General features: G+C 75.1%; 16 protein-coding genes and 8 pseudogenes. 16 read left to right on the top strand and 8 right to left on the bottom strand.

Translation table 11 applies throughout. The features are described 5' to 3' along the window. The first annotated feature begins 13 nt into the window (after positions 1 to 13). Positions 14 to 1,838, top strand: a pseudogene (locus tag REH70_RS14495) (proline--tRNA ligase). Between the two features lie 66 nt (positions 1,839 to 1,904). Here the strand turns inward: REH70_RS14495 and REH70_RS14490 are convergent. Continuing rightward, the gene (locus REH70_RS14490) at positions 1,905 to 2,258 is read right to left on the bottom strand and encodes a DUF4439 domain-containing protein (RefSeq protein ID WP_310748306.1); all 354 of its coding nucleotides are present in this window, start codon (positions 2,256 to 2,258) and stop codon (positions 1,905 to 1,907) included. After that, entirely contained in the window at positions 2,204 to 2,998 is a 795-nt protein-coding gene (locus tag REH70_RS14485) for a hypothetical protein (protein ID WP_310748303.1), read from the bottom strand. The genes REH70_RS14490 and REH70_RS14485 overlap by 55 nt, the downstream gene beginning before the upstream one ends. Before the next feature lie 126 nt (positions 2,999 to 3,124). Between REH70_RS14485 and rimP the strand changes: the two genes are divergently transcribed. The 12 genes and pseudogenes from rimP (at position 3,125) to REH70_RS14420 (ending at position 16,540) form a co-directional block, all read left to right on the top strand. After that, positions 3,125 to 3,652: a ribosome maturation factor RimP gene (gene rimP / locus REH70_RS14480; protein WP_310748300.1), complete on the top strand. Its 528-nt coding sequence runs from the start codon at positions 3,125 to 3,127 to the stop codon at positions 3,650 to 3,652. Position 3,653: 1 nt separating this feature from the next. Then, positions 3,654 to 4,682, top strand: coding sequence for a transcription termination factor NusA (gene nusA / locus REH70_RS14475; protein WP_310748297.1), 1,029 nt, complete (start codon positions 3,654 to 3,656; stop codon positions 4,680 to 4,682). Positions 4,683 to 4,688: 6 nt separating this feature from the next. Beyond that, positions 4,689 to 5,032: pseudogene (locus REH70_RS14465) on the top strand (YlxR family protein). 190 nt (positions 5,033 to 5,222) lie between these two features. Next, positions 5,223 to 8,164: pseudogene (infB, locus tag REH70_RS14460) on the top strand (translation initiation factor IF-2). A 182-nt stretch (positions 8,165 to 8,346) separates the two neighbouring features. Further along, on the top strand, positions 8,347 to 8,784 hold the full coding sequence (rbfA, locus tag REH70_RS14455; protein WP_310748292.1) for a 30S ribosome-binding factor RbfA: 438 nt from the start codon (positions 8,347 to 8,349) through the stop codon (positions 8,782 to 8,784). Between the two features lie 57 nt (positions 8,785 to 8,841). Beyond that, positions 8,842 to 9,797 (top strand): annotated as a pseudogene (gene truB / locus REH70_RS14450) (tRNA pseudouridine(55) synthase TruB). Between the two features lie 124 nt (positions 9,798 to 9,921). Continuing rightward, a complete protein-coding gene (locus tag REH70_RS14445; protein ID WP_310748289.1) occupies positions 9,922 to 11,091 on the top strand; it encodes a bifunctional riboflavin kinase/FAD synthetase in 1,170 nt (389 codons plus the stop codon). Between the two features lie 92 nt (positions 11,092 to 11,183). Further along, positions 11,184 to 11,453, top strand: a complete 270-nt coding sequence (rpsO, locus tag REH70_RS14440) for a 30S ribosomal protein S15 (RefSeq protein WP_169323924.1) — start codon at positions 11,184 to 11,186, stop codon at positions 11,451 to 11,453. 252 nt (positions 11,454 to 11,705) lie between these two features. Further along, the gene (locus tag REH70_RS14435; RefSeq protein ID WP_310748285.1) at positions 11,706 to 13,955 is read left to right on the top strand and encodes a polyribonucleotide nucleotidyltransferase; all 2,250 of its coding nucleotides are present in this window, start codon (positions 11,706 to 11,708) and stop codon (positions 13,953 to 13,955) included. A gap of 1 nt (position 13,956) precedes the next feature. After that, entirely contained in the window at positions 13,957 to 15,312 is a 1,356-nt protein-coding gene (locus REH70_RS14430) for a pitrilysin family protein (RefSeq protein ID WP_310748282.1), read from the top strand. Beyond that, the gene (gene dapB / locus REH70_RS14425) at positions 15,309 to 16,097 is read left to right on the top strand and encodes a 4-hydroxy-tetrahydrodipicolinate reductase (protein ID WP_310748278.1); all 789 of its coding nucleotides are present in this window, start codon (positions 15,309 to 15,311) and stop codon (positions 16,095 to 16,097) included. Before REH70_RS14430 ends, dapB begins: the two co-directional genes overlap by 4 nt. Then, the gene (locus tag REH70_RS14420; RefSeq protein WP_310748275.1) at positions 16,094 to 16,540 is read left to right on the top strand and encodes a hypothetical protein; all 447 of its coding nucleotides are present in this window, start codon (positions 16,094 to 16,096) and stop codon (positions 16,538 to 16,540) included. The genes dapB and REH70_RS14420 overlap by 4 nt, the downstream gene beginning before the upstream one ends. 207 nt (positions 16,541 to 16,747) lie before the next feature. Here REH70_RS14420 and REH70_RS14415 read toward each other — a convergent pair. The 4 genes and pseudogenes from REH70_RS14415 to REH70_RS14400 all read right to left on the bottom strand — a co-directional run. Continuing rightward, positions 16,748 to 16,906: pseudogene (locus tag REH70_RS14415) on the bottom strand (GNAT family N-acetyltransferase); the annotation flags it as partial. A 339-nt stretch (positions 16,907 to 17,245) separates the two neighbouring features. Then, positions 17,246 to 17,563: an AzlD domain-containing protein gene (locus REH70_RS14410; RefSeq protein ID WP_310748272.1), complete on the bottom strand. Its 318-nt coding sequence runs from the start codon at positions 17,561 to 17,563 to the stop codon at positions 17,246 to 17,248. 34 nt (positions 17,564 to 17,597) lie between these two features. Further along, a pseudogene (locus REH70_RS14405) lies at positions 17,598 to 18,296 on the bottom strand (AzlC family ABC transporter permease); the annotation flags it as partial. Between the two features lie 91 nt (positions 18,297 to 18,387). Continuing rightward, positions 18,388 to 19,868, bottom strand: a pseudogene (locus tag REH70_RS14400) (NAD-dependent succinate-semialdehyde dehydrogenase). 82 nt (positions 19,869 to 19,950) lie between these two features. On the opposite strand from REH70_RS14400, the gene REH70_RS14395 reads away from it, so the two are divergent. After that, positions 19,951 to 20,814 carry a thymidylate synthase gene (locus tag REH70_RS14395; RefSeq protein WP_310748269.1) on the top strand — a complete coding sequence of 288 codons (864 nt, stop codon included), beginning with the start codon at positions 19,951 to 19,953 and terminating at the stop codon, positions 20,812 to 20,814. A gap of 7 nt (positions 20,815 to 20,821) precedes the next feature. Then, positions 20,822 to 21,319, top strand: a complete 498-nt coding sequence (locus tag REH70_RS14390; protein ID WP_310748265.1) for a dihydrofolate reductase — start codon at positions 20,822 to 20,824, stop codon at positions 21,317 to 21,319. On the opposite strand, the gene REH70_RS14385 is transcribed toward REH70_RS14390, so the two are convergent. Both REH70_RS14385 and REH70_RS20785 read right to left on the bottom strand, forming a co-directional pair. Beyond that, the gene (locus REH70_RS14385) at positions 21,300 to 21,920 is read right to left on the bottom strand and encodes a glycerophosphodiester phosphodiesterase family protein (RefSeq protein WP_310748262.1); all 621 of its coding nucleotides are present in this window, start codon (positions 21,918 to 21,920) and stop codon (positions 21,300 to 21,302) included. The two genes, REH70_RS14390 and REH70_RS14385, sit on opposite strands and share 20 nt — an antisense overlap. A gap of 35 nt (positions 21,921 to 21,955) precedes the next feature. Then, positions 21,956 to 22,135, bottom strand: a pseudogene (locus tag REH70_RS20785) (glycerophosphodiester phosphodiesterase); the annotation flags it as partial. A 252-nt stretch (positions 22,136 to 22,387) separates the two neighbouring features. On the opposite strand from REH70_RS20785, the gene dapA reads away from it, so the two are divergent. Continuing rightward, positions 22,388 to 23,299, top strand: coding sequence for a 4-hydroxy-tetrahydrodipicolinate synthase (gene dapA, locus REH70_RS14380; protein ID WP_310748259.1), 912 nt, complete (start codon positions 22,388 to 22,390; stop codon positions 23,297 to 23,299).

Below are 23,299 nucleotides of genomic sequence, written 5' to 3'. Positions count from 1 at the left end.
TAGGCTGGCGCGCATGCTGCTGCGGATGTCGTCCCTGTTCGTGCGGACCCTGCGAGAGGACCCGGCGGACGCCGAGGTGGCGAGCCACCGGCTGCTCGTGCGGGCCGGGTACATCCGGCGCGCCGCCCCCGGCATCTACACCTGGCTCCCGCTCGGGCTGCGCGTGCTGCGCAAGGTCGAGGCCGTCGTCCGGGAGGAGATGGAGGCGGCCGGCGTGCAGGAGGTGCACTTCCCGGCGCTGCTGCCCCGGGAGCCGTACGAGGCGAGCGGGCGGTGGACCGAGTACGGCCCCAACCTGTTCCGCCTCCAGGACCGCAAGGGTGCCGACCTCCTGCTCGCGCCGACGCACGAGGAGATGTTCACGCTGCTCGTCAAGGACCTGTACTCCTCGTACAAGGACCTGCCGCTCGCGCTGTTCCAGATCCAGACCAAGTACCGCGACGAGGCGCGCCCGCGGGCCGGGCTCATCCGCGGACGTGAGTTCGTCATGAAGGACGCGTACTCCTTCGACGTCGACGACGACGGCCTGGAGGCGTCGTACGCCGCGCAGCGCGCCGCCTACCAGCGCATCTTCGACCGGCTCGGGCTCGAGTACGTCATCGTCGCGGCGACGTCCGGGGCGATGGGCGGCTCGCGCAGCGAGGAGTTCCTCAACCCGACCCCGATCGGGGAGGACACCTTCGTCCGGTCACCCGGTGGCTACGCCGCGAACGTCGAGGCCGTCACCACCGTCGTGCCGCCCGCGGTCCCGTTCCACGACGCGCCCGCGGCGCACGTCGAGGACACCCCGGACACCCCCACGATCGGGACCCTCGTCGCGGTCGCCAACGAGCGCTTCCCCGCCCCGACCGGCCATGGACCGCCGCCGACACCCTGAAGAACGTCGTGCTCGCCCTGGTGAGCCCGACCGGCGAGCGGGAGCTGCTCGTCGTGGGGCTCCCCGGCGACCGCGAGGTCGACCTCAAGCGGCTCGAGGCGGGCGTCGCACCCGCCGAGGTGGAGACCGCCACGGAGGCGGACTTCGCCCGGCACCCCGAGCTGGTCAAGGGGTACATCGGACCCGGTGTGCTCGGCGCCAACCGCGGGGTGGACGCGGACGGCGCCCCGCTCGGCGTCCGGTACCTGCTCGACCCGCGGGTCGTCGCCGGCACCCGGTGGATCACCGGCGCCGACGCCCCGGGTCGGCACGTGTTCGACCTCGTCGCCGGGCGTGACTTCGTCGCCGCCGGCCAGGACGGCGCCGACAACACGATCGAGGCCGCCGAGGTCCGTGCGGGCGATCCCGCGCCCGACGGCTCCGGCCCGCTGGAGCTCGCGCGCGGCATGGAGATCGGCCACATCTTCGCGCTGGGGCGCAAGTACGCCCAGGCGCTGGGCCTGACCGTGCTGGACCGCAACGGCAAGTCCGTCGTGGTCACGATGGGCTCCTACGGCATCGGGGTCAGCCGGGTGCTCGCGGCGCTCGCCGAGGCCAACCACGACGACGCCGGCCTCGCCTGGCCGGCCCCGTCGCGCCCGCACACGTGCACGTCGTGGCGACCGGCAAGGACCCGGCGGTGTTCGCCGCCGCGGAGTCGATCGCCACGACCCTGGCCGGGCGCGGGGTGGAGGTGCTTTACGACGACCGCCCCAAGGTCTCGCCCGGGGTCAAGTTCGCCGACGCCGAGCTGCTCGGTGTGCCCCTGCTCGTCGTCGTGGGGCGCGGGCTCGCCGAGGGCGTCGTCGAGGTCCGTCCGCGACGCGCCGGCCAGGCCGGCATCGGGGCCGAGCAGGTCCCGGTGGACGCGGCTGCGGACCGCGTCGCCGAGCTCGTCGACGCGCTGCTCGCCAAGGCCTGACCGTCCCGCGGGTCCGTACGGTCGCCCCGGCGGGCGGCCGTGCAGGCCCGCGCGGCCGTGCCGTCCTCAGCCGGCGTCCTGCTCCGGCATCCCCGGCAGGGCGGGCAGAGCCGCACCCCAGGCCACCGCCTCGGCGGTGGTCTCCGCGACGGCATCGACCAGGGCCGCCCTGCCCCCGGCGGGAGCGGACGCCACGAGGCCGGCGTAGTGCGCGGCGAGGGACGTCTCCAGGCCCGCGACGGCGGCGGCGGCACCCGCCGGGTCACCCAGCCCGGAGGGCAGGGTGTAGGCGACCCGCCGGGGATCGAGCCCGGTCCCCGCGACACCGGCGGCGCGGGCCCACGACTCGGCCCGCGACCGGTGCGTCACGGCGCGGTCGCCCGCGCGCCGGCGGAGGTCGTCCCGGTGCTGGGCGGCCACGACCTCCAGCGCGTACCCCGCGGCGTCCTCGCTCGCGACCAGTGCCGACAGGTCCGCGCCCGCCACGCCCTCGGGTGCGGCGTCCGGGACGAGCACCGGCGGGACCGGGGAGCAGCCAGACCCGATGCGTCCGCGAGCCGGTCGGCGGCGAGGAGCCGGTTGACCGCGATCGACGCGAGCAGGCGGGCCAACGGGCCGTCGGCCACGGCGTCGGCGTCGGCGCGTGCGGTGGCCGCCGCCTCGGTGAGCGCGCTGGCGAGCACCTCCGGCGCGGCGGGCGCCGGCTCCGGCACGGGCGCAGCGGCGGTGCCCGGCGTCGGCGAGGCACCCGTGGCGTCGGCGGCCGTGCCCGTGTCCGTCCGTGTGCTCGTCCCTGTGGTCGTGCGGGTGTCGTCGCCGTCGGCCGGCGGCGTCGTCGCGGGGTCCGGGTGGTAGAGCCCGCCCAGGGCGTCCAGGTGGACCCGGGCGTCGGCGGCGACGGCGGCGCGCGCCGCGCCGAGCGGGTCGGCCGCCGGGTCCGGCGGTGCGTCCGCGGGGCCTGCGAGGACCTCCAGCGCGACGGCGTCCGCGGACGCCCGCTGCCGCGCGGACTCCTGGGCGTCCGGTGACGGCGCGGCGGGCGGGGGCGTCTCGAGGCGCACGCCGCACCCGGCCACGAGCGTGAGCACGATCACGAGCACCAGCCCGAGCGCGGCGGACGGCCGGGCGGGTCGGGCGACGGCGGTCCGGGGCTGGCTCATCGCGGGTGATCCTGCCATGCGTCCGCCCCCGCCCGACCTCGATAGGCTGGGGCCCCACAACACCACAGGGTCGAACCCGCACCGCGGTGTTGTGCGGTGTCTGCACGGGGACGACGGGAGTGAACGATGGTGGCGCCAGCCAGTACGCAGCGGGTCCGGGACGCCGCCGAGCCGGTGGTGGCGACCGCCGGGCTCGTGCTCGAGGACGTGGCCGTGGCCCGGGCCGGCAAGCGTTCGGTCGTCCGGCTGGTCATCGACCTGGACGAGGACGCCGTCGGGAGCCTCGACCTGGACACCCTGGCCGACGTCTCCCGCGACGTCGGCACCGCGCTCGACGACACCGACGCGGTGGCCGGGGAGTACACCCTCGAGGTGTCCACGCCCGGCACCTCCCGTCCGCTGACCGAGCCTCGGCACTTCAAGCGCGCCCGGACCCGCCTCGTCCGCCTGGCGATGGTGGACGGCTCTTCCGCGTTCGGCCGTCTGCTGGCCGTCGAGGGCGACACCCTCGTGCTGGGCCCGGTGGACCCGGCGAACGGACGCGACACCACGGGCGACCCGACCCGCGTGCCGCTCGCCGACGTGGCCCGCGGGCTCGTCGAGGTCGAGCTCTCGCGGGTCACCACCGACGACGACTCCGACGAAGAGGCCTGACATGGACATCGACATGACCACGCTGCGGCTGCTGGAGCGTGAGCGCGACCTCAGCTTCGACGTCCTGGTCTCCGCGATCGAGCAGGCGCTGCTGTCCGCCTACCACCGCACCCCCGGTGCGCGCGCGAAGGCCCGCGTCGAGGTGGACCGCAAGACCGGTCACGTCACCGTGTGGGCGACCGACCCGCCCGTGGTCGACGAGGACGGCGTCGCGACGGACCCCGGTCCCGAGTACGACGACACCCCGGAGGGCTTCGGCCGGATCGCGACCGCGACCGCGCGCCAGGTGATCGTCCAGCGCCTGCGGGACGCGGAGGACGACCAGGTGCTCGGGACCTTCCGCGGCAAGGAGGGCGAGATCCTCGGCGGGGTCATCCAGCAGGGCCGCGACCCGCGGATCGTGCTCGTCGACGTCGGAGGCACCGAGGCGGTGCTGCCCGCGCACGAGCAGGTGCCGACCGAGAAGTACGTGCACGGCGAGCGGCTGCGCGCCTACGTGCTCGAGGTCACCCGCGGGCCCAAGGGGCCGTCGATCGTGCTGTCCCGCACGCACCCGCACCTCGTCCGCAAGCTGTTCGCGATGGAGGTCCCGGAGATCGCCGACGGCTCGGTCGAGATCACCGCGATCGCGCGCGAGGCGGGCCACCGCACGAAGATGGCGGTCCGTGCCCGGGTCCCCGGGCTGAACCCGAAGGGCGCGTGCATCGGACCCATGGGGGCGCGCGTCCGCGCCGTCATGGCCGAGCTGCACGGGGAGAAGATCGACATCGTCGACCACAGCGACGACCCGGCCGAGATGGTCGCGCACGCGCTGTCCCCGGCCCGGGTGCTCTCGGTGGAGGTCGTCGACCGCGAGGCCCGCGCCGCCCGCGTCATCGTGCCGGACTTCCAGCTCTCGCTCGCGATCGGCAAGGAGGGGCAGAACGCCCGCCTGGCCGCGAAGCTCACGGGGTGGCGGATCGACATCCGCTCCGACGCCGCGCCCGTCGACTCCGGTGCGTCCGGCGCCGGTGCCGGCGCACCACGGTGACGCCCGGTGCCCCGGGGCGGTAGGCTGGGTGACGCTGAGCCCGGCGCTCGGCCTCCCCGACCACCGCGGCCGGGCCCCGACACGGGTCCGGTGCGTACGTGTGTGGGATGCCGGTCCGTCGGGTCCAGGTCCGACCTGCTCCGCGTGGTGGTCACCCGCGACGGCTCATCCGAGCCCGTCCTGGTGGTGGACACCCGGCGGAGCCTGCCGGGCAGGGTGCCTGGCTGCACCCAGACCGTCGTTGTCTCGAGCTCGCCGAGCGCCGTCGGGCGTTCCCGCGGTCCCTGCGTCACGCAGGCCCGCTGGACGCCGGGGCGGTGCAGGACTATCTCGAGCGCCGGCGGGGTTAGAGAGAGGACGTGCCGGGTCCGTACCCGGCGCGCGACCGTACCGGTCGACGCAACGTCAACTGCGACATGGGAAGCGGGTCACCGAGCCGATGGCTGCCCGATGAGCACTGACCGATGAGTACCCAGCGATGAGTACCCAGCACTAACCACGGTCCGACCCTGTCCTGGGCGGACCGAGACAGGGAGAGTTGTGGCCAAGGTCCGCGTCTACGAGCTCGCGAAAGAGCTCGGGGTGGAAAGCAAGACCATCATGACCAAGCTGGGCGAGCTCGGGGAGTTCGTCCGTTCGGCGTCCTCGACCATCGAGCCGCCCGTCGTGCGCAAGCTGCGCGACCTGTACCCCGCGGGGAGCGCCGACGGCGCCTCCGCACCCAAGGCCTCGGCCCCGAAGCCCGCCGCGGCTCCCGCGCCGGCTCCGGCCGCGCCCGCTCCGGCTGCTCCGGCTCCCGCTGCGCAGGCACCGACGCCGGCGGCGCCCGCCCCGGCTGCGACACCCGCTCCGCAGGCTCCGGCTGCTCCGGCCCAGGCCCCTCAGGCACCCGCTGCGCAGGCTCCGGCTGCTCCGGCTCCTGCTGCGCAGACCCCGGCTGCTCCTGCCGCTCCGGCGCCGGCCGGTGACGCCCCCGCGGCGCAGTCCCCGGCAGCACCGGGGCCGCGTCCGGCCGCCCCGCGTCCGGCCGCCCCGGCGCCGGCACGTCCGGCGGCCTCGCGCCCCGGCAACAACCCGTTCGCCCCGAGCCAGGGCATGCCCCGCGGGGACCGCGGCGCGAACCAGCGCCCCGGTGCCGGCGGTGGAGCGGCCGGTCCGCGCCCCGGCGGTCCGCGTCCGGGCAACAACCCGTTCGCGCCCAGCCAGGGCATGCCGCGTCCCGGCGACCGCCGCCCGGCCGACCCGGCGGCCTCGGCCGCTCCGGCCGGTGCCGGCGAGCGTCCCGGCGGGCCGCGTCCGCCGGCCCCGCGCCCGGGCGGTCCGCGCCCCAACCCCGGCATGATGCCGGGTCGCTCCTCGAGCGGCGTCGGTCGTCCCGGTGAGCGTCCCGCGGCCCCCGGCCGTGGTGGCCCGGGCGGTCGTCCCGGTGGGGGCGGCGGCTACGCCGGTCGCCCCGGTGGCGGCCCGGGCGGCGCCCCCGGTGGCGGTGGCGGCTTCGCCGGTCGCCCCGGCGGTGGCGGTCGTCCCGGTGGTGCCGGCCGTGGTTCCACGCAGGGTGCCTTCGGCCGCGCCGGTGGGCGCCCCGTCCGTGGACGGAAGTCGAAGCGCGCGAAGCGCCAGGAGTTCGAGCAGATGCAGGCCCCCTCGCTGGGTGGCGTGCAGGTCCCGCGCGGCGACGGCCAGACGGTCGTCCGGCTGCGGCACGGCTCGTCGCTGAACGACTTCGCCGACAAGATCGACGCGAACCCCGCGAGCCTCGTCACGGTGCTGTTCCACCTCGGTGAGATGGCGACCGCGACGCAGTCCCTCGACGAGGACACGTTCGGCACGCTCGCGAACGAGCTCGGCTACCGCGTCGAGATGGTGTCGGCCGAGGAGGAGGACCGCGAGCTGCTCGGTGCCTTCGACATCGACCTCGACGCCGAGCTGGCCGACGAGGACGACTCGCAGCTCATGGCCCGTCCGCCGGTCGTGACCGTCATGGGCCACGTCGACCACGGGAAGACCAAGCTCCTCGACGCGATCCGTCGCACGGACGTCGTCGCGGGCGAGGCCGGTGGCATCACCCAGCACATCGGCGCCTACCAGGTGCACACGACCCACGAGGGTCAGGACCGTGCGGTGACGTTCATCGACACCCCGGGTCACGAGGCGTTCACCGCCATGCGTGCCCGTGGTGCCCAGGTCACCGACATCGCGATCCTCGTGGTCGCGGCCGACGACGGCGTGATGCCGCAGACCGTGGAGGCGCTCAACCACGCCCAGGCGGCCGGCGTGCCGATCGTGGTCGCGGTCAACAAGGTGGACAAGGAGGGGCGAACCCCGCCAAGATCCGCCAGCAGCTCACCGAGTACAACCTGGTGGCCGAGGAGTACGGCGGCGACACGATGTTCGTCGACATCTCCGCGCTCCAGCGCCTGGGTATCGACGACCTGCTCGAGGCGGTCCTGCTGACCGCGGACGCCGCGCTCGACCTGCGGTCGAACCCCGACAAGGACGCCCGTGGTGTCGCGGTCGAGGCCAACCTCGACAAGGGCCGCGGTGCGGTCGCGACCGTCCTGGTCCAGACCGGGACGCTGCGCGTCGGCGACGCGATCGTCGCCGGCACGGCCCACGGCCGCGTCCGGGCGATGTTCGACGAGCACGGCAACAACGTCACCGAGGCGGGGCCGGCACGTCCGGTCCTCGTCCTGGGTCTGGCGTCGGTGCCGGGCGCCGGTGACACCTTCCTGGTGGCGCCGGACGAGCGGACCGCGCGGCAGATCGCCGAGAAGCGCGAGGCCGCCGAGCGGGCCGCGCTCCTGGCCAAGCGTCGCAAGCGCATCAGCCTCGAGGACTTCACGCAGGCGCTGCAGCAGGGCAAGGTCGACACGCTCAACCTCGTCCTCAAGGGCGACGTCTCGGGTGCCGTCGAGGCGCTCGAGGACGCCCTGCTCAAGATCGACGTCGGCGACGAGGTGGACCTGCGCGTCATCCACCGCGGCGTCGGTGCGATCACGCAGAACGACGTCAACCTGGCGACCGTCGACAACGCGATCATCATCGGGTTCAACGTCAAGTACGCCGAGCGGGTCGAGACGCTCGCCGAGCGCGAGGGTGTGGACGTCCGGTTCTACTCGGTCATCTACCAGGCGATCGACGAGGTCGAGTCCGCCCTCAAGGGCATGCTCAAGCCGGAGTACGAGGAGGCCCAGCTCGGCACCGCCGAGGTGCGCGAGGTGTTCCGCTCCTCCAAGTTCGGCAACATCGCCGGTTCGCTCGTGCGGTCCGGGTCGATCACCCGCAACACCAAGGCCCGTGTGCTGCGGAACGGTGCCGTCATCGGGGACAACCTCACGGTCGAGTCGCTCAAGCGGTTCAAGGACGACGCGACCGAGGTCCGCGAGGGCTACGAGTGCGGTATCGGCCTCGGGTCGTTCAACAACGTCGAGATCGGCGACGTCATCGAGACGTTCGAGATGCGGGTCAAGCCCCGCAGCTGATCGGGGTACGGTCGGTGACGCACCCGGGTGGGGTGCGGCGCCGGCCGTCCGGCGGGGCCGAGGGCACACGTGCCCCCGGCCCCGCCGCCGTCCGTCCCACCACACCCACGTCCGCGCCACCCGCAGCGGACGTCTCGGCCCCGCGACGCCCGTCGTCCGCGGGGAGGAGAGGAAGATCCGTCATGGCTGATCCCGCACGCGCCCGGAAGCTCGCCGACCGGATCCAGCAGATCGTCGCCCACCTGCTCGACACCCGGGTCAAGGACCCGCGCCTGGGCTTCGTGACGATCACCGACGTCAAGGTCACCGGTGACCTGCAGCACGCGTCGGTCTTCTACACCGTCCTCGGCGACGAGGAGGCCCGCGCCGGGACCGCTGCTGCCCTGGAGAGCGCGAAGGGGCTGCTGCGGTCGGAGGTCGGCAAGCAGACCGGCATCCGCCTCACGCCCTCGCTGGACTTCTTCCTCGACGCCGTCCCGGAGACCGCCGCGCAGCTCGACGCCGCCCTCCAGGAGGCCGCCCGGCGCGACGCCGAGGTGGCGGCGCTCGCCGCCCGCGCCGCCTACGCGGGCGAGGCCGACCCCTACCGCAAGCCCGCGGAGGACGACGAGACGGACTGACGCCGGCGACCGCCGGGCGTGTCCGGCGTCGTCGGAGCGCGCCGATACGCTCGGGGGATGGCCGACGACACCGTGCGCCCTGCCCGCCGGCCCACCGCGCCGGACGGGATCGTCGTCGTCGACAAGCCCGCCGGGTGGACCAGCCACGACGTCGTCGCCCGGATGCGCCGGCTGGCCGGCACCCGCAAGGTCGGGCACGCCGGGACGCTCGACCCGATGGCGACCGGCGTCCTCGTGCTCGGCGTCGGTCGCGCGACGCGGCTGCTCACCTACGTCGTCGGCGCCGACAAGGAGTACACCGCCACGATCCGGCTCGGCGTCGCCACCACGACCGACGACGCCGAGGGGAGGCCCTCGCACGGACGGACACCGCCGGGGTCGACGAGGACGCGGTCCGGGCCGGCGTCCGCGACCTCACCGGGGAGATCCGCCAGGTCCCGAGCTCGGTGAGCGCGATCAAGGTCGACGGTCAGCGGGCCTACGCCCGGGTCCGCGCCGGGGAGAGCGTCGAGCTCGCCGACCGGCCGGTGACCGTCTCCCGCTTCGACGTGCACGACGTGCGCCCCGTGCCCCCCGAGGGGACCGAGGGCGCCGGGGCCGGCGGCGCTGGACGTCGACGTCACGGTCGTGTGCTCGTCCGGCACGTACATCCGCGCGCTGGCCCGTGACCTCGGCGCCGCCCTCGGGGTGGGCGGGCACCTCACCGCGCTGCGCCGCACCCGGGTCGGTGGGTACGGGCTCGGGGTGGCGCGCACGCTGGACGACCTCGCGGCGACGCCCGACGACGTGCCGCTCACCGTGCTGTCCCTCGCCGACGCCGCGCGGGCCACCTTCCCCGTCCGCGACCTCACCGAGGGGAGGCCCGCTCGCTGTCCTACGGTCACCGGATCGCGCCCGGGCCGCCGACGCCCAGCGAGCCGGTCGCCGCGATCGGCCCGGACGGCACCCTGGTCGCGCTGCTGCACAGCGCGGGACCGCAGGCCCGGCCCGTCCTCGTGTTCGCCCCCGCCTGACCGCGGTCACCGGTACCGCGAGCGGTCCGCGCGCGTGGCAGGCTTGCGCACCGCAGCCGACCTCGCCCCGTCCCCGCGTCGAGGTCGTCCCCGTCGCCCGCCCGCACGTCAGACAGGAGCCGCAGTGCACCGCTGGACGGATCTCGGCCAGGTCCCGCAGGGCTACGGCCCGTCGGTGGTGACCCTCGGCAACTTCGACGGCGTCCACCGCGGCCACCGCAGCGTCCTCGCCCGGATGGTCGCCGACGCCCGGTCCGCGGGCGCACGTGCCGTCGTCGTGACGTTCGACCCGCACCCCGCGCAGGTCCACCACCCGCAGGACGCGCCCCCGCTGCTCACCGGCGTGCACGACCGCCTGGAGCTGCTCGGCCAGACCGGCCTGGACGCCGTGCTGGTGCTCCCGTACACGCTCGACTTCGCCCGCCAGTCGCCCGAGGAGTTCGTCCGGCGCTACCTCGTCGAGGCGCTCGGGGCACGCACCGTCGTCGTCGGGCGTGACGTGCGGTTCGGCTGGGAGAACGCCGGCGACCTCGCGACCATGACCGAGCTCGGGGAGCGGTTCGGCTTCGCGGTCGAGGTCATCGAGGACCAGGCGGCCGAGCCGGAGCCCGCCGACGGCGCCCGCACGCACGTCCCGGACGGTGCGAACGGTGCGGACCGGGCCGACGACGACGACGTCGCGCGCGCCGAGGTGGAGCGCCTGCGGCGGGTCGCCGAGCCGCTGCACCGGCGCTGGTCGTCCACCTGGGTGCGCGAGCTGCTCGCCGCCGGCCGGGTCGCGGAGGCGGCCGACGTGCTCGGGCGCCCGCACCGCGTGCGCGGGGAGGTCGTGCACGGTGACGCCCGCGGGCGCGAGCTCGGCTACCCGACCGCCAACCTGGCGCCGTCGTCGGCCGGGATGGTGCCCGCCGACGGCGTCTACGCCGGCTGGCTGCACGTCACGCGCGAGCCGCTGCCGGGATTCACCGAGTGCACGCCCGAGATCGACGCGGTCAAGGCCGCCGACGCGCACACCGCGCTCCCGGGGCCGCGCCTGCCGGCCGCGATCTCGGTGGGCACCAACCCCACCTTCGACGGCGTCGGCCGCCGGGTGGAGGCGTACGTCCTGGACCGCACCGACCTCGACCTGTACGACCGCGAGGTGGTCGTGGAGTTCGTGGCCCGGATCCGGCCGACGCTGCGGTTCGAGTCCGTCACCGAGCTCGTCGCGACCATGGACGGCGACGTGGAGCGGGTCCGCGCCGCCCTCGACGCCGCCGGACCGCCGGACGGGGCCGCAGCGGGCACCTGGTAAACTCGGACCGCCGTCAGATCGGCCGCGGACCCAGAGCGCCCGGGTGGACATGCCCCGGAGCACCGCGCAACGAGACACCACCAAGGAGAGCCGTGCCCCTCGACGCAGCAACCAAGAAGTCGATCATGACCGAGTACGCCACGCACGAGGGCGACACCGGTTCCCCCGAGGTCCAGATCGCGATGCTGACGCAGCGCATCCTCGACCTCACCGAGCACCTCAAGGAGCACAAGCACGACCACCACAGCCGTCGTGGTCTGCTGCTCCTCGTCGGCCAGCGCCGTCGGCTGCTCGGCTACCTGCAGAAGGTGGACGTCAACCGCTACCGCACCCTGATCGGGCGCCTCGGCCTGCGCCGCTAGCCCCTCTCGACCCAGCCCGGACCTGCCTGCAGGTCCGGGCTGTGTCGCATGGGGCCCGGGCGCGTCCCCCGCACCACCGCAGAGCACCACCCCAGCACCACCGCAGAGCACCACCCCAGCACCACCGCAGAGCACCACCCCGCGCCACCCGCGCGTGCGGTCGCCGGCCGAGGTGCGCAGAGCAGCCGCTCCGCGCACGTCGACCGTTGATCGCAGAGCGTGGGGGGCGCCTCACGAAAGAGGAGGGCACCCATGGAGGGTCCCGAGATCGAGTTCAGCGAAGCCGTCATCGACAACGGCAAGTTCGGCACGCGCACCGTGCGCTTCGAGACCGGACGCCTCGCGCGCCAGGCCGCCGGCTCCGCCGCCGCCTACCTGGACGGCGAGACGATGCTGCTGTCGGCCACCACGGCCGGCAAGTACCCCAAGGACCAGTTCGACTTCTTCCCGCTGACGGTCGACGTCGAGGAGCGGATGTACGCCGCGGGCCGCATCCCCGGCTCGTTCTTCCGCCGTGAGGGACGCCCGTCCACCGAGGCGATCCTGGCCTGCCGCCTGATCGACCGCCCGCTGCGCCCGACCTTCGCGAAGGGGCTGCGCAACGAGGTCCAGGTCGTCATCACGGTCATGGCCCTGCACCCGGACGACGCGTACGACACGCTCGCGATCAACGCGGCGTCGCTGTCCACGCAGCTGTCCGGCCTGCCGTTCACCGGCCCGATCGCCGGTGTGCGCATCGCGCTCGTCGACGGCCAGTGGGTCGCGTTCCCCAAGCACTCCGACAAGGAGCGCGCCGTCTTCGACATGGTCGTGGCCGGGCGCGTCGTCGGTGATGACGTCGCGATCATGATGGTCGAGGCGGAGGCCACCGAGGGCTCCTGGCACCTCATCTCCGAGGGCGCCGCCGCGCCGACCGAGGCCGTCGTCGCCGAGGGCCTCGAGGCCGCCAAGCCGTTCCTGCGCGCGCTGTGCGAGGCGCAGGCCGACCTGGCCCGCCGCGCCGCCAAGCCGGTGCAGGACTTCCCGCGCTTCCTGGACTACCAGGACGACGCGTACGCCGCGGTCGAGGGTGCGGTCTCCGCCGACCTCTCCGCCGCGCTGCGGATCGCGGGCAAGCAGGAGCGCGAGAGCCGGATCGACGAGATCAAGGCGTCGATGGTCGACTCGCTCGGTGCCCAGTTCGAGGGCCGCGAGAAGGAGCTGTCCGCCGCGTACCGCAGCGTCCAGAAGTCCCTCATCCGCAAGCGCGTGCTGACCGACGGCGTCCGCATCGACGGCCGTGGGCTCGCGGACATCCGCACGCTGTCGGCCGAGGTCGAGGTCCTGCCGCGCGTGCACGGCTCGGCGATCTTCGAGCGTGGCGAGACGCAGATCCTCGGCGTCACCACGCTGAACATGCTCCGCATGGAGCAGCAGCTGGACACCCTCGCGCCCGAGACGCGCAAGCGCTACATGCACAACTACAACTTCCCGCCCTACTCGACCGGTGAGACGGGCCGCGTGGGTTCGCCCAAGCGCCGCGAGATCGGCCACGGCGCGCTCGCCGAGCGCGCCCTGATGCCGGTGCTGCCGAGCCGCGAGGAGTTCCCGTACGCGATCCGTCAGGTCTCCGAGGCGCTGGGCTCCAACGGCTCGACGTCGATGGGCTCGGTCTGCGCGTCCACCCTCTCGCTGCTCAACGCCGGTGTGCCCCTGCGCGCGCCGGTCGCCGGCATCGCCATGGGCCTCATCTCCGACGAGGTCGACGGCCAGCCGCGCTACGCCGCGCTGACCGACATCCTCGGCGCGGAGGACGCGTTCGGTGACATGGACTTCAAGGTCGCCGGGACCAAGGAGTTCATCACCGCCATCCAGCTCGACACCAAGCTCGACGGCATCCCCGCGTCCGTCCTGGGCGGCGCGCTGACCCAGGCCCGCGACGCGCGCCTGGCGATCCTCGACGTCATGGCCGAGGCCATCGACGTCCCGGACGAGATGTCCCCGAACGCCCCGCGCGTCATCGCGGTGAAGGTGCCGGTCGACAAGATCGGCGAGGTCATCGGGCCGAAGGGCAAGATGATCAACCAGATCCAGGAGGAGACCGGCGCCGACATCTCGATCGAGGACGACGGCACGGTCTACATCGGCGCCACCGACGGTCCGTCGGCGGAGGCCGCACGGGCGGCGATCAACGCGATCGCCAACCCGCACATGCCCGAGGTCGGCGAGCGCTTCGTCGGCACCGTGGTCAAGACGACGACCTTCGGTGCGTTCGTGTCGCTCTCCCCGGGCAAGGACGGTCTGCTGCACATCTCGCAGATCCGCAAGCTCGTCGGCGGCAAGCGCGTGGAGAACGTCGAGGACGTCCTCGGGGTGGGCCAGAAGGTCCAGGTCGAGATCGGCGAGATCGACCCGCGCGGCAAGCTCTCGTTGCACGCCGTGGTCGAGGAGACCGCCGGTGAGGGCTCCGAGGGCGGCGAGGGTGCCGCGGCGGCCTCGGCCTCCGCGGGAACCGACGCCTGACGTGCCGCTCGCACTCCCGCTCGCGGTGCCCGGTGACCCGGGCAGCGAGCTCTCCGCCGGGCAGGACGGCGGCGCCATCGTGCGCCGCTCCGTCCTGCCCGGCGGTGTGCGGGTCCTGACCGAGCGCATGCCCGGCCTGCGCTCGGCCACCGTCGGGGCCTGGGTGGGCGTCGGCTCGCGTGACGAGCGTGACGGCCACCACGGCTCGACGCACTTCCTCGAGCACCTGCTGTTCAAGGGCACGGCCCGGCGCAGCGCGATGGACATCGCGGAGGCGTTCGACGCCGTCGGCGGCGAGGCCAACGCGGCGACCGGCAAGGAGCACACCTGCTACTACGCCCGGGTGCTCGACCTCGACCTGCCGATGGCGGTCGACGTCATCACGGACATGGTCACCTCCGCGCGCCTGGACGCCGGCGAGCTCGAGACCGAGCGCGGGGTCATCCTCGAAGAGCTCGCGATGAACGACGACGACCCGTCGGACGTCGCGCACGAGCAGTTCGCCACCGCGGTGCTCGGCTCGCACCCGCTGGGCCGCCCGATCGGCGGCACGCCCGACTCGATCATGGCGGTCCCGCGCGCGGCGGTCTGGGACCACTACCGCGAGCACTACGGCCCCCGCACGCTCGTCGTGACGGCTGCGGGCGGCGTCGACCACGACGCGCTGTGCGCGCAGGTCCTCGACGCGCTCGGGGCCGGTGGCTGGGACACGTCGTCGTCGGTCGCACCGCTCGCCCGTCGTGGTGAGGACGGCCTCGTCGCCGCGTGGACGCCGCAGACCGGTGCCGACGTCGTCGTGCACCGACCCACCGAGCAGGCCAACGTCCTCATCGGCGGACCGGGGCTCACCGCCACCGATCCCCGCCGGTTCGTGCTGTCGGTGCTCAACGCCGCACTGGGCGGCGGGATGTCGTCGCGGCTGTTCCAGGAGATCCGCGAGAAGCGGGGCCTGGCCTACTCGACCTACTCGTTCTCGTCCGGGCACGCCGACACCGGCGTCTTCGGGCTGTACGCGGGGTGCACGCCGGCCAAGGTCGACGAGGTCACCGCGCTGCTCGCCGAGGAGTGGGAGCGACTCGCGAACGACGGGCTCACGCCGGGTGAGCTCGAGCGCAGCATCGGCCAGCTCTCCGGTGGCCTCGTGCTCGGCATGGAGGACACCGGGTCCCGCATGGGCCGCCTCGGCAAGTCCGAGCTCGTGCACGGGGAGATCCTCGGCCTCGACGAGTCGCTCGAGCGGATCCGTGCCGTCACCGCCGAGGAGGTCCGGGTGCTCGCCGGCGAGCTCGCCGCGATGCCCCGCTCACGCGTCCTCGTCGGGCCGGTCGGCTCGGGCGGTGCCGGGACGCAGCCGTGACCGCCCCGCTGAGGGTCGCGGTGCTGGGCGCCGGTGGGCGCATGGGGACCCAGGTGTGCGACGCCGTCCGCGGCGCGCCCGACCTCGAGCTCGCGGCGGCCCTGCACCGCGGGGACGCCCCGGCCGCGGCCGCCGCCGCGGGTGCGACCGTGGCCGTCGACGTCACCGTCCCGGACGTCACCGAGGCCAACGTGCACGCCCTGGTCGACGCCGGCGTGCACGCCGTCGTCGGGGCGACCGGCTGGACCGCGGCGTCCCTCGGCCGGGTGCGCGACCACCTCGCCGAGGCACCCGGCGTCGGCGTGCTCGTCGCCCCCAACTTCGCGCTCGGTGCCGTGCTGGCGATGTCGTTCGCCGCGCAGGCGGCGCGCTGGTTCGAGTCCGCCGAGGTCGTCGAGCTGCACCACCCGGACAAGGTCGATGCGCCGTCGGGCACCGCGCGGCACACGGCCGCCGCGATCGCCGCGGCGCGCGAGGCCGGCGGGCTCGGCGCCATGCCGGACGCCACCGCGACCGGTCTGGAGGGTGCGCGCGGGGCGGACGTCGACGGGGTCCGCGTCCACAGCGTCCGGCTGCGTGGGCTCGTCGCCCACGAGGAGATCCTGCTCGGGAACCCCGGCGAGCAGCTCACCATCCGCCACGACTCGTTCGACCGTGCCTCGTTCATGCCCGGCGTCCTGCTCGCGGTGCGCCGGATCGGCGACCGGCCCGGTCTGACCGTCGGGCTCGAGGCTCTCCTCGGGCTGGACGGCGCGGGGTCGCCGGGCACGGTGACGGCACCGTGAGGAAGCGGGCGGTCCTCGGTGCCCTGGCGCTCACGGCGCTGCTGGCGATCTACGTCGTCGTGGTCGCGCTGCGCGGGGTCGCGCTCATCGCGACCGGCGAGCCGGTCGGGGTCCTGCTCGGGCTCGGCGTGCTGCTCCTGCCGCTGCTCGCCGTCGGGTTGATCGTGCGGGAGTGGATGCTCGGCGCCACCGTCCAGCGGATGGCGGACGAGCTCGCCGCGCGCGGCGAGCTGCCGGAGGACACCCTGCCGCGGTTCCCGAGCGGACGGATCGACCGGGCCGCGGCGCGCGAGGCGTTCGGGGCCGCGCGGGTCGAGGCTGAGGCGCACCCCGAGGACTGGGCAGCCCGGTTCCGGCTCGGGTTCGCGTACGACGCCGCGGGGGATCGCCGCCGGGCCCGCGCCGCGCTGCGGCTCGCCGCGCGGCTGCGCAAGGAGTCGTAGCCCGGAGCGGTCAGATCGCCGCGGTCCAGCGGTGCTCGGCGACCGTGCGCACGACGGCGGGGAGCCGTCCGGGCCCTGGTCGGCCGCGACCGGTCCGGTGGCGAGCTCGCGCACCGTCCCGTCCGGTCCCAGGCCGGCGGACCGCAGGAACTGCCCGCGCGCCGCGTCGCCGTCGAGCACCCAGGCCAGCAGGTGGTCGGCGCCGTCCTGGCGCAGCCCGTCGACGACCGCCGTCAGCAGCCGCGACCCGTGCCCCGACCGGCGAGCCCCCGGCGCGACCTCGAGCGCGAGCAGCTCGCCACCCGGTGCGGCCAGCGGGGAGTCCTCCGGCGCGGGCAGCGGGGCCACCGCCGCCAGGCCGACCACGGTCGCGCCCTCGCACGCCACCAGCACGCGGTAGCCGGGGCCGGGCGGCCGGGTGATCGCCGCGGCCCACTGGGCGCGGACGGCGTCGCGGTCCAGGGCGCTCAGGGCGTCGACACCCACCACCTCCGCGTGCGTCGCGCGCCACGCGTCGAGCTGGACGTCGGCGATCGCGTCCTCGTCCCCCGGACGGCGGGGCGGACCGAGACGTCGGCGGTCTCGCGGAACAGGGCCATCAGCGCCGGGTCTCGGTCGCGTCGGACGGTGTCGGTGCGCGCACGGTGGCTCCCGGGTCGATGGACGGTCCCGGACGAGGCTAGCCGCCGCGGGGTCCGGGTCGCGTCAGCCGAGCGCGCGCAGCCCGGCCGCGGTCCCCGCTGCGAGGATGACCACGACGACGAACGGTGCGCGCAGCGCGAGCGCGACGGCGGCGACCACGAGCGCCGGCAGGCGCGCGTCCAGGCTCACCGCCTGCCCGGTCGTCACCGTCTGGACTGCGACGAGCGCGGCGAGCAGCGCGACCGTGACGAGGGACGCGGTGCGGGCGACCCGCGGCTCCGCGAGCCAGTGCTCGGGGACGAGGTGGCCCACGAGCTTGATCCCGAAGCAGACGGCGGACGCCGCCAGGACGGCCAGCCAGGTCGCGACGTCGGGGTTCACGGTGCCTCCGGGGGCGGGCGTCGGTGTGCGGGCTCGACCCCGTGCCCGGGGCGGCGTCCGTGGGGACGACGGGGACGCTGCCGGCCGGCGCCCGCCACCCGAGGACGACCGCGACCGCGGCCGCGGCGAGGACCGGGACGCCGGCGGGGGCGAGCGGCGTCAGGGCCAGGGCGACCCCGAGCGCGGCGACCGCGGTGACCCGGGCGAGCCGGGTGGCGAGCCGCGGCCACAGCAGCCCGAGGAAGGCGGCGGCCGCGGCCGCGTCCAGGCCGTAGCGGGACGGGTCGCCCAGGGCGTCGCCGAGGAGCGCACCGGCGAGCGTGAACGCGTTCCACAGCGCGAAGACGCCGGCACCCGTCCACCAGAACCCGGCACGGACCGCGGACGGCGTCGTCTGCGCGGTCCCGACGGCGGTCGACTCGTCGATGGTCAGGTGCGCGGCGAGCGGTCGCCGCCAACCGCGGGCACCGAGCAGCGGTGCCACCTGTACGCCGTACAGGCCGTTGCGCGCACCGAGCAGTCCGGCCGTCGCGACCGCCGCGAGGGCGCCGCCGGCGCCGACGACACCGATGAACGCGAACTGCGATCCGCCGGAGAACAGCAGCAGGCTCAGCGCCATGGTCTGCAGCACGTCCAGGCCCGCGGCGACCGACAGCGCACCGAACGAGACCCCGTACAGCCCGGTCGCGACCGAGACGCTGACCGCCTGCCGGACGGCGCCGCGCTCCTCGGGCGTGCGCGTGGGGCGAGGGGCCGGCGGGACACGGCGGCCACCCTAACCAGCCCCCGTGCCGGCACTGCCACGGGCCACGGCACCAGCGGCTTTACAGCGCGACGTACACGCTCTCGAGGTACTCCTCGATGCCCGCCTCGCCGCCCTCGCGGCCGAGCCCGGAGTGCTTGACGCCCCCGAACGGCGCGCTGGCGTCGGACACCATGCCGCGGTTGAGCCCGACCATCCCGGCCTCGAGCCCCTCGGCGACCCGCAGCGCCCGGCCCACGTCCCGGGTGTAGGCGTACGCGACCAGCCCGAACTCCGACGCGTTCGCCAGCTCGAGGCCCTCGGCCTCGGACCCGAACGTCACGACCGGCGCCACCGGACCGAAGACCTCCTCGCGCACGGCGCGGGCCCCGGGGTCCACCCCGGTCAGCACGGTCGGTCGGTAGAACCAGCCGGGGCCGTCCGGCCGCCCGCCGCCGACCGTGACGCGGGCGCCGCCGTCGACGGCCTCCTGCACGACCTCGTCCACCCGGACCGCCGCGCGCTCCTCGATGAGCGGCCCCACGGTCGTCGCAGGATCGGCGCCGGGCCCGACGACGAGCCCGCGGAACGCCTCGGCGAGCCCGGCGGTGAACTCCCCGGCGACCCGCTCGTGCACGAGGAAGCGGTTGGCGGCGACGCAGGTCTGCCCGGAGTTGCGCATCTTGGCCGCGACGGCGCCCTCGACCGCGGCGGGCACGTCGGCGTCGTCGAACACGAGGAACGGCGCGTTGCCACCGAGCTCCATCGAGGTGCGCAGCACGTTCTGGGCGGCGCCCCGCAGCAGGATCCGGCCCACCTCCGTCGACCCGGTGAACGACAGCTTGCGCAGCCGCGGGTCGGCGAGCAGCGGCTCGCTGAGCGCGCTCGCGGAGGACGTGGGCACGACGGCGACCACGCCGGTCGGCAGGCCGCGGCGCTCGAGCTCGTCGCGCACGACCTCGGCGAACAGCGCGGTGGTCAACGGCGTCAGCTCGGCGGGCTTGACGACGACGGTGCAGCCCGCGGCGAGCGCGGGCGCGACCTTGCGGGTGATCATCGCGAGGGGAAGTTCCACGGCGTGATGAGCAGCGCGGGGCCGACCGGTCGGCGCAGGACGAGCTGCCGGTTGGTCCCGGACGGTGCGGTGCGGGTCAGCCCACCGACGCGGACCGCCTGCTCGGAGAACCACCGCACGTAGTCGGCCGCGTAGGCGACCTCGGCGCGGGCCTCGGCGAGCGGCTTGCCGCCCTCCGCGGTGATGAGGGCGGCGAAGTCCTCGGTCCGGGCGACGAGCGTCTCGAACACCGCGCGCAGCAGCTCGGCGCGCTCCCGTGGGGCGACGTCGCGCCACGCCGGCGCGGTGGCGTGCGCGGCGGCGAGCGCGTCGAGCCCGTCCTCGGGGCCGGCGTCGGCGACCTCGGTGAGCGTCCGGCCGGTCGCGGGGTCGTCGACGGCGAACGTGCCGCCGCCCTGCGCCGGGCGCCACTCGCCGTCGACCAGCAGGCCGGTCGGGACGTGGTGCGCGAGGTCGCGGGGCAGGGCGCTGGGTGTCGCGTGGGACATCCCTCGAGTATCACGCGGGGGATGAGCCACGGCACGGTGCCGCCGGGCTGACGAGCGCCGGCGGCGACCTACGATGGCGGCCATGACCGCGCCCACGCCGCCCACGGCGCTCCCGCCGGCCGCAGCCGCCACGCCGTCGCCGCACACGCCCGTCCCCACCCCCTACGAGGACCTGCTGCGGCTCGTCCTGGAGACCGGGACGCCCAAGGCGGACCGGACAGGCACCGGCACGCGCAGCGTCTTCGGGCACCAGATGCGGTTCGACCTGCGTGCCGGCTTCCCGCTGGTCACCACCAAGCGGGTCTTCACCAAGGCGATCGTGGAGGAGCTGCTGTGGTTCCTGCGCGGGGAGTCCAACGTCCGCTCCCTGCAGGACCGCGGGGTGACGATCTGGGACGAGTGGGCCGACGCGGACGGTGACCTGGGCCCGGTCTACGGCGTGCAGTGGCGCTCGTGGCCCACGCCGGACGGCGCCCACATCGACCAGATCGCGCGCGTGCTCGACCAGCTGCGGTCCGACCCGGACTCCCGTCGCATCATCGTCTCGGCGTGGAACGTCGCGGACCTGGACGCGATGGCGCTCGCGCCCTGCCACGCGTTCTTCCAGTTCTACGTCGCCGACGGCCGCCTCTCCTGCCAGCTCTACCAGCGCAGCGCCGACCTGTTCCTCGGGGTGCCGTTCAACATCGCGTCGTACGCGCTGCTCACCCACATGGTCGCCCAGCAGGTCGGCCTCGAGGTCGGCGAGTTCATCTGGACCGGCGGGGACTGCCACATCTACGACAACCACGTCGACCAGGTCACCGAGCAGCTCACCCGCGAGCCGTACCCGCTGCCCACGCTCGAGCTGCGCCGTGCGCCGTCGCTCTTCGAGTACACGCTCGACGACGTCCGGGTCGTCGGGTACCGGCACCACCCCGCCATCGCGGCGCCGGTCGCGGTGTGACCGTCCGATGACGCTGGCCATGATCTGGGCGCAGACGCCGGCCGGGGTCATCGGGCACGACGGCGGCATCCCGTGGCGGGTCCCGGAGGACCTGGCCCGGTTCCGCCGGCTGACCGCCGGGCACCCCGTGGTCATGGGGCGCGCCACGTGGGACTCCCTGCCCCCGCGCTTCCGCCCCCTGCCCGGGCGGGACAACGTCGTCCTGACCCGCACCGCGGGCTGGGACGCGCCGGGCGCCGTCGTGGTCGCGGGCGTGCCCGACGCCGTCCGGGTCCTCGCCGGCCGCGACGCGTGGGTGATCGGGGGCGGGCAGGTCTACACCGCGTTCCTCGACCGCGCCGACCTGCTCGAGATCACCGAGGTCGACGTCGAGGTGGCCGGTGACGCCGTCGCCCCGCCGGTCGACCCGGCGGTGTGGCGGCCCGTGCGCACCGACCCCGAGGAGGGGTGGCACACGTCCACGACGGGGACGCGGTACCGCTACCTCACCCTGCGGCGCCGCTGAGGGCGCGCTGCGGGACCGCCGGCACCGCGGGTCGGGACACCGCAGGCTGATACACCGCGGGCTGGGAGGACGTGGGCCCGGGCGTCGTCGGCGACGTGGCGGCCGGGCGCCGACCGGCGTCCGCGCGCTCCTCGAGCAGCGCCCGCAGCCGGCCGGGGCGGTCGGTCATGACGGCGTCGACGCCGAGGTCCAGCACGAGCGCGAGGTCGGCGTCCTCGTTGGGCGTCCAGCAGCACAGCGCGATGCCGAACGTCCGCATCGCGTGCACCGTCCCGGGGGACAGGTTCGTCCACAGCGGGTTGTAGAACTGCGGCCGGACGGTCGCGAGCAGCCGGATGTCCGGCGGGGTGTACGCGGCGTCGTTGAGGTAGATGGTCGCGTCCGGGCGAGCGGCCCGGATCGCGACGAGCCCCTCGGTGGACCCGCAGAAGGCCGTGGTGGGCACGTGCATGCGGTCGACCAGGCGCGCCGCGGCCATCGCGGCGACGGGGTGCTTCTGGTCCAGCACGAGCGGGATGCCGCTGGACCGGGAGATCTCCAGCAGGTCCGCCAGGCGCGGGACGCGCTGCTCGGCCGTCCCCAGCCCCTGATCTCGTCCCACGTCATGGCCGCGACCGGGCGAGGGTCGCCCCACAGCCGCTCGAACGTGTCGTCGTGCACGGCGACGAGGGTGCCGTCGGCCGCGAGCTGGACGTCGACCTCGATCGCGTCGGCGCCGGTGATGACGGCGGCCTCGACCGCCGCGACGGTGTTCTCCCGGAACGACCGGGAGTCGCCGCGGTGGGCGATAACGAGCGGGTCGGTGGTGGGGTGCACGGGCGATGCCTCCGGTGCGGGTGTCGGTGTGCGGTGCTGCGCCGGACCCGGTCGGGCCCGTGCCCGATCCCATCAGCCGCCCGCGGCCGTGCGGAAGGCGCACGGGGTCGCACCGGCGAACGTTCGCCGGATGTTCGCCGGGCCTCCACAACCGCGTCGCCGTGCGGGTGGGGGCCGGCGCGTCGGACCGGCAGCGGGCCGGGCGCGGGGCACGACGCGGGCGCAGGCCCCGGGAGCGGTAGATTCGCCCCCATGCCTGCCTCCCCGACCCCCGCGCGGCCGTTCGGAGCGGTGCTGACCGCGATGGTGACGCCGATGGACCACGCCGGCGACGTCGACCTGCGGGCGGCCGCGCAGCTGGCGCGGCACCTCGTGGACCACGGCCACGACGGGCTCGTCCTCAACGGCACCACCGGCGAGTCCCCGACCACGCACGCGCCGGAGAAGGTGGCCCTGATCGAGGCCGTGGTCGAGGCGGTCGGCGACCGCGCGATCGTGGTCTCCGGCGCCGGGTCGAACGACACGAAGCACGCCGTCCGGATGGCCGAGCAGGCTGCCGAGGCCGGTGCCCACGGGCTCCTCGTCGTGACCCCGTACTACACCCGGCCGTCGCAGGAAGGCGTGTACCAGCACACCGTTGCGGTCGCCGACGCCACCGACCTGCCGGTCATGCTGTACGACGTCCCGGGCCGCACGGTCGTCCGGTACGCGCCCGAGACGCTGGACCGGCTCGCGGCCCACGACCGGATCGTCGCGGTCAAGGACGCCACCGGGGACGTCTTCGCCGCGCTGCGGGCCATGGAGCGCACGGGCCTGGCCTACTACTCGGGCGACGACCCGCTCAACCTCGCCTTCCTCACCCACGGCGCGGCCGGCGTCGTCAGCATGGTGGGGCACGTCGCGGGGGACGCGCTCGCCGCGCTGGTGCGGGCCGTGGACGCCGGGGACCTGCCGGCCGCGCGCGCGACGGTGCTCGGGATGCTGCCGGCGATCGACATCGTCTGCGGCTCCGGGAACGGGGCGCTGCGGGCGAAGGTGGCCCTCGAGCTCCTCGGCCTCATCCCGGGCCGGACGATGCGACTGCCCCAGGCGACCGCGACCGACGACGAGGTCGACGCGGTGCGCACGGCGATGGTCGCGGCTGGGCTCCTGCCCACCGCCTGA

The organism is Cellulomonas sp. ATA003, assembly GCF_031582905.1.
Taxonomy (GTDB): Bacteria; Actinomycetota; Actinomycetes; order Actinomycetales; family Cellulomonadaceae; genus Pengzhenrongella.
Note: the sequence above shows the minus strand (reverse complement) of the source record. Positions and strands in the feature narration are given on the sequence as shown.